Source organism: Blautia sp. ZXY-1-C6, from assembly GCF_056339875.1.
Genome location: NZ_JBWJVQ010000170.1, coordinates 68,974 through 76,144 on the forward strand (window position 1 = coordinate 68,974; position 7,171 = coordinate 76,144).

Below are 7,171 nucleotides of genomic sequence, written 5' to 3' on the forward strand. Positions count from 1 at the left end.
CATATGAGCAGGTTGTGGCGGTTCTGATCAAAAGCCGGGCAGTCTGAAGATGTTTTTGAATGATTGGGAATGCATAGAGAACGTCCCGCATATTTTATGTTGGGACGTTTTTGCAAAATGGAGGTAAATATGTACAGAAAAAGACACAAAAGAGGAAAGCGTCTGGCAAGTGTGTTTCTGACTGTGGCACTGATCACTGCAACAGTTCCCGTACAGGCAGCAGAGTTCGGCACTCCGGACAGTTTTGAAGAGATTTTCAGTTCAGGGGAAGAAGATTCGTGCATAACTGATACAGAAAATACTTTGCCGGCAGCTTCTGATTCGGAGAAAGTAATGGCATCGGAACTGTCACCAACACCAACAGTGACTTCGACACCGGAGGGTACACCTGCACTGACAGAAACACCGACTCCTTCGGTCACACCGATGCCGTCTTCAACACCGACTCCTTCAGTCACACCATCACCATCTCCCACGCCGACGATTAATCCGGAGAAAGAGGTAATGCTCCGGTTTATAGACGGAGAAGGAAATGAATGTGAACAGCTGCGAACAGTGATGTCCTGGGGTGAATCTTTGATCCTTCCCAATGTACCGGATACAGGTGCACCGGATATGTGGAAACTGGAAAAAAATGAAAAACTTGGAGATGCGATCACTCTGAAGGGTGGAGATATTCTTACTCTGAAGAAAGGCGAGAGCTGGAATCTGTTTCTCGAAAAAGGCATCCTGAACTTCTATATGCCAAAGAAATGTACGGTTTCCCTTTATAATAATTCAGGAACCAGTGTGTTTTCCAATGGAATTCTGCAGGCATATGAGACAAAAAACGTCATACTTCCGGATATGCCATCATCTAAATACATTAATTATGGATGGACAGATACAAAGGGAAGTTCTGCTGTAAAATATGAACTGAATTCAGAATTTACAGTGACCGGTGACACAGATTTTTACATTGTGCGCCGTACAGCACTTCAGGTGAATTTTAAGACCAATACAGGGGCAAGCAACAGTAAATTTACCAGACTGAGTCAGAAAGTCGGAAAAGGACTTACAGTTACAATGCCGCAGGTACCTGTCAAGACAGGATATCAGTCTCTGGGATGGTCAAAGAATAAAAAAGCCTCCAAAGCTGACTATAAAGCAGGCCAGAATGTGACTGTATCAAAAACACTGACTCTCTATGCTGTATATAAGAAATTGCCTTACACAGTTACTTTCAATAACAATAATGGAACAAGTACCAGCAAAATTTATACTTCGCTCACCATGTATGCGTCAAAAAATCAGAAAGTGACACTGCCTGATGTGCCGAAAGTAAAGGGCTATACAAATCTGGGCTGGACAACTGAAAAGGGAGAAACAGAACCGGAATATTCAGCCGGTGATACAGTAAAGATTACAAAGGCAACTCGGTTCTATGCAGTGCGCAGAAAGAGTAATTATTATACGGTCAGCTACTATCTGGGAAATGGAAGCACTAATGCGGCTTATCAAAAACTTACTCAGACAGTAGAAGAGGGAACGGTTGTTACCTTTGCAAAAGTACCGGCAAGAACCGGTTATGTTAACCAGGGATGGTCAAGTAAGAAAAATTCTGAGAAAGCAACAGCAAAGGCGAAATGTACAGTCAACAAAAATATCACTCTTTATGCGGTACAGAAGAAGGCAGTACAGCTGACTTTTCACAGATGTGACGGCAGCACCTGGCAGAAAACGACTCTGGCAAAAGGAAGTTCTTATTCTCTTCCGGGCGTAAGGGATGCAGAAGGTTATACTTTTATGGGGTGGTCCACAAAACCGATGCAGAGTGTTTCTCCGCAGTATGAGGCAGAAGAAAAAATCACGGTAAATGGAAATGTGGATCTCTATGCAGTGGTATTTAACAGAACAACGGAAACAGACCTTACAGAGGATCAGCTTCCGCAGGTAGATATCTATAAATATAAACAGGTGATTTTTGTAGGTGATTCCCGTACGGAATTTATGGAAAATGTTCTGACAGGAATGGGAGAATCTGCGACTAAAAATGTGAAGTTTGTCTGCTCGGCAGGAAAGGGACTGGACTGGTTTACCACTACAGGATGGGCTCAGCTTTATTCCATAGTACAGCACGATTCCAACAGTATTCTTTCAAAGAAAACCGCAGTGATCTTTAATTTTGGAGTAAACGACTTGTCAAAATCTGCAGATTATGCGGAGTATTATAACTGGATTGCACCACAGCTTAAAAGCAAAGGATGTGAACTGTACTTCATGTCTGTAAATCCGGTGAATCGTCTGATGCTTCCCAATGCGGGAAGAGCGGACAGAAGTGAGGCGGCAGTCAGATCATTCAATCAGTATATGAAAGCAAATCTGTCTTCTGCTTATACTTATATTGATATGTATTCTTATCTGAAATCAACAGGATACAGCTTTGCCAGTGATCATTACGGAACCGGTACGGTAGATGACGGGCTTCACTATACTACAAGGACATATAAGCGTATTTTTGCAAAATGTATGGATTCATTGAGAGTGCCTGCCTGACCAAATGGCAGAGAGCATGATTTTGCTACACCTGACAAAAGAAAAAACATAGTTAAATACCAGATTACTCCTTGCGTGAAAACAGGGAATAGTCTATACTAAAAGGCGAGACGGCTGTTATCTGAAACAGCGTTTCGTCTTTTTGTGTAAGACCAGAACGATGAGGAGAAAGAGGAAACATAGATATGAAGTTAACAACAGTAAAAGAGATTTACAAAGAGAGAGAAAAATACCTGGATAAAGAGGTTACAGTAGGTGGATGGGTACGAAGCGTACGTGACTCCAAGACATTTGGATTTATCGTGCTTCACGACGGAAGCTTCTTTGAGACTCTTCAGGTAGTTTATCACGATACAATGGAGAATTTTGCTGAGATCAGCAAATTAAACGTAGGTGCAGCGATCATTGTCAAAGGTACACTGGTAGCAACTCCACAGGCAAAACAGCCATTTGAGATCCAGGCAGCAGAAGTTACAGTAGAGGGTAATTCTGCACCTGATTATCCGCTTCAGAAGAAACGCCACAGTCTTGAATACTTAAGAACCATCACACATCTCCGTCCGAGAACAAACACATTCCAGGCAGTATTTCGTGTACGTTCTCTGTGTGCCTATGCGATTCACCGTTTCTTCCAGGAGCAGGGATTTGTTTATGTGCATACTCCGCTGATCACAGGAAGCGACTGTGAAGGTGCAGGTGAGATGTTCCAGGTAACTACTCTGGATATGAACAACGTTCCGACAGATGACAAGGGTGCTGTAGATTACTCTCAGGATTTCTTCGGAAAAGAAACTAATCTGACAGTAAGCGGACAGTTAAACTGCGAGACTTTTGCACAGGCATTCCGCAATGTTTATACTTTCGGACCAACCTTCCGCGCTGAGAATTCCAACACAACCCGCCATGCGGCAGAGTTCTGGATGATCGAGCCGGAATGCGCATTTGCAGATTTAAATGACAACATGGATCTTGCAGAGGCAATGCTGAAATATGTGATCCGTTATGTACTGGAGAATGCACCGGAAGAGATGAATTTCTTCAATTCTTTTGTTGATAAGGGACTTCTGGACAGACTGAACCATGTGATCAATTCTGAGTTTGGTCATGTTACTTACACAGAAGCAGTAGAGCTTCTGGAGAAGAACAACGATAAATTTGACTACAAAGTATTCTGGGGATGCGATCTGCAGACAGAGCATGAACGTTATCTTACAGAAGAAATCTTTAAGAAACCTGTATTTGTAACAGATTATCCGAAGGAGATCAAAGCTTTCTACATGAAGATGAATGAGGATAACAAGACTGTTGCAGCTATGGACTGTCTGGTGCCTGGAATCGGTGAGATCATCGGTGGAAGCCAGAGAGAGGATGACATTGAGAAACTTGAGAAACGTATGGACGAGCTGGGACTTAAGAAAGAGGATTATGACTTCTATCTTGATCTTCGTAAATATGGTTCCACACGCCATTCAGGATTTGGTCTTGGATTTGAACGTTGCGTAATGTACCTTACCGGCATGGGCAACATCCGCGACGTAATTCCATTCCCAAGAACTGTTAAAAACTGTGATTTATAATTTGACTGATATCAGTATTGTGGGAGCATTGAAGCTGCAGAGCAATCCGCAGATATCAAAAATGTTATAGAAAGAGAGATTGGCATGAGATTTATTCATCTTGCAGATGTACACCTTGGTGCAGTTCCTGACAGGGGCTGTCCATGGAGCAGCAGGCGGGAGGAAGAAATCTGGGAAACTTTCCGCCGGGTTATTGCGGGTATCCGCGAGAATCCGGTGGATTTGTTATTTATAGCAGGAGATTTGTTCCACCGCCAGCCTCTTCTACGGGAACTGAAAGAAGTAAATAACCTGTTTTCCACCATCCCGGATACCCGGGTTTATCTGATGGCAGGAAATCATGACTATATTAAGGCTGATTCTTTTTACCGGGATTTTCAGTGGGAAAAGAATGTGACATTTTTTAAGAATGAACAGCTTACCTGTGTGAAAGATGAGAAACTGGATGTTTATGTATATGGACTGAGCTATGAACATCAGGAAATAGAGAATCCTCTGTATGATTCCATACATCCTGCAGAGGGAGAGGGGGTTCACATTTTACTGGCTCATGGTGGAGATGCGAAGCATATCCCCATGAATATCAAATCAATTGCTGCGTCAGGATTTGATTATATTGCATTAGGACATATTCATAAACCCCAGATTCTGATCCGGGATAATGCAGCTTATGCAGGTGCGTTGGAGCCTGTTGACAGAAATGATCTGGGTGATCATGGATACATAGAAGGACATCTGGAAAATGGAAGGCTTAAGACAAATTTTGTTCCTTTTGCCTGCCGTTCCTATGAGCAGATTCTTCTAATGCTGCGTGAAGATTCTACACAGGCATCTCTGGAAGATATGCTGAAGGCGGATCTGGCGAATAAAGGACGCATGAATATCTACAGGATCGTGATCCAGGGAACCAGGGCACCGGAGCTTCTGCTGCTTCCCGAGAGACTGAAGTCTTTTGGCTACGTAACAGAGGTTCTGGATGAATCAAAGCCTTCCTATGATCTGGAAGCACTTCAAAAAAAATATAGTGGAACACTGATCGGTGACTATATCAGTTATTTTCTTGAAAAAGACAGAAATGCAGTGGAGGAGAAGGCATTATATTATGGTCTTCAGGCTTTACTGGAAACAAGCAGGTGACAGACAGAATATGATTATCAGACAGTTAAATATTAAAAACTCTGGAGAAATCCATGATAAAACTTTAGAGTTTTCTCCGGGAATTAACGTTCTGTATGGAGAGAATGAAAGCGAAAGAGCGATAGTACATACGTATATTAAAAATATGTTTCTCGGAGATATCAGTGAAGCAATCTACGATAATGCAGTTTTTGCTGCGAAGTTAAAGAGTCCGACAGAACAGGATCTGGCTCGGGAGCTGCAAAAATTTATGACCGGCTATCAGGGAACTGCAGACAGCTCCATGAATCTGGGACGGGCCATGCAGATGCTCAAGATGTCCAGAAAGGGTTATCTGGTCCAGGCAGACAGAAAACAGAAAGAGACAGAACAGGAGAGGCAGAAACTTCTGACCAGGATGGATGATATCATAAGTGATCTGAATGATCTGAATGGAAAGCTGGATCAGATTAATGAGAAAGAGGAGTCGTTACGGATGCATCCCGGAGATGAAAATGGTGCGGTTATTCTGGATGAGAGAATGGCACAGGCAAAGGCAAAAAGAAACAGCTTTGCAATGGGAATGCTGATATCGGCCACTGCCGGCATCTTTGGATTGATTCTGACTGCGATTATAGCGGACAGTGTTTCGGTAAGTCTGATCGTAGCGGTTATTGCAGCTGCGTTGGTGGGATTTTGTGGAAAACAGCAGCTGAAGTATGCAAGGGAATTTCAGAAGAGAATACGGATGAAGAAACGCTGGGTATCCAGGCAGGAGAAACTCAGATGCAGTAAAGAAAATCTCAGACAGGACTATGATGAGAAAGAAACAGAACTTTGTAACCTTAAGGAAGAATACCGGGAATACGAAGAAAATTCTTTTCTGCTTACATCGGAAGAGCGGGAGGTACAGGCTCTGAATATGGCGATGGAAACCATAGAGAGAATGTCAGGAAATATTCATCTTCAGGTGGGACGAAAGCTGCAGATGCGTACTTCTCAGATTTTGAGTGAGATTACAGATGGTGAATATCAGGACGTACAGATGGATGCGGCATCCCACATGACAGTAACTACCGGGAACGGAGTGGAAGCACTGGAATGTCTCAGCCGCGGCACTCTGGAGCTGATTTATTTTGCCATGCGCATGGCTGCAGGAGAGCTTCTGTGTCAGGAAGAAAGTCTGCCGGTGATACTGGATGATATCTTTGGGATGTATGAGGAAGAAGATCTTGAGGCAGTTCTTGGATGGATGTATAAGGAGAAAAAGCAGGTTATCATCAGTACCTGCAGTAAACGCGAGATGGAACTTCTGGACAGAGAGGGAATCCCTTATGGGAGGCAAATTATTTCCTGAATTTTTAACCAGACTGCGAAGCAGTTATTCAGTGTAGGGCCGCATAGAAGAGTGGATTGCATTATATATAACAAAAAGAGAGATTTCATGTACTGCAGGAATTTCGGATGAAACAGCCGGAACAGAACATGAAATCTCTTTTTATAAATTTTACAGAAGTTATTTATTTCTCATCATACTGAGCCATATAATTGCTTACGCAGCGGTTGATCCTGTCAACCGGGTTGAGCAGATAGCTTACGGACTGATCATGATTAAGAGTATCAATGATCAGGGCGATATATTTACTCATATCACAGGAGATGTAGTAATCTTTTGCAAGAAGCTCAGGAGACTGATAGATCAGGTTTGTAGTGAGCAGTTTGTCAAACACTCCTGCCTTATGAGCCTCATCAAATTTCTCGAGTCCGTTTGTAAACAGTCCGAAAGTAGAGCAGATATAAATTCTGCCTGCTCCTCTTTCCTTGAGGAGAGAAGAAATCTTAAGAACTGTATCACCGGAAGAAATCATATCATCGATCAGGATCATATCTTTGCCCTTAAGGTTTGGACCGAGGAATTCGTAAGCTGCGATTGGGTGACGTCC

General features: G+C 42.9%; 5 protein-coding genes. 4 read left to right on the plus strand and 1 reads right to left on the minus strand.

All coding sequences use genetic code 11. From position 1 onward, the window contains the following. Positions 1-129: 129 nt before the first annotated feature. From AC075J_RS08630 to AC075J_RS08645, 4 genes are all read left to right on the plus strand, one after another. Entirely contained in the window at positions 130-2,535 is a 2,406-nt protein-coding gene (locus AC075J_RS08630; RefSeq protein ID WP_055199831.1) for an InlB B-repeat-containing protein, read from the plus strand. Positions 2,536-2,720: 185 nt separating this feature from the next. Continuing rightward, positions 2,721-4,112, plus strand: a complete 1,392-nt coding sequence (gene asnS, locus AC075J_RS08635) for an asparagine--tRNA ligase (RefSeq protein ID WP_008706954.1) — start codon at positions 2,721-2,723, stop codon at positions 4,110-4,112. Between the two features lie 84 nt (positions 4,113-4,196). Beyond that, positions 4,197-5,249 carry a metallophosphoesterase family protein gene (locus AC075J_RS08640; protein WP_022380048.1) on the plus strand — a complete coding sequence of 351 codons (1,053 nt, stop codon included), beginning with the start codon at positions 4,197-4,199 and terminating at the stop codon, positions 5,247-5,249. Beyond that, complete coding sequence (locus AC075J_RS08645; RefSeq protein ID WP_055199830.1) at positions 5,215-6,585, plus strand: ATP-binding protein; 1,371 nt, start codon at positions 5,215-5,217, stop codon at positions 6,583-6,585. The genes AC075J_RS08640 and AC075J_RS08645 overlap by 35 nt, the downstream gene beginning before the upstream one ends. A gap of 163 nt (positions 6,586-6,748) precedes the next feature. On the opposite strand, the gene AC075J_RS08650 is transcribed toward AC075J_RS08645, so the two are convergent. Beyond that, positions 6,749-7,171, minus strand: a 423-nt coding sequence (locus AC075J_RS08650; RefSeq protein ID WP_476390242.1) for a phosphoribosyltransferase family protein, incomplete at its 5' end; no start/stop codon positions are given.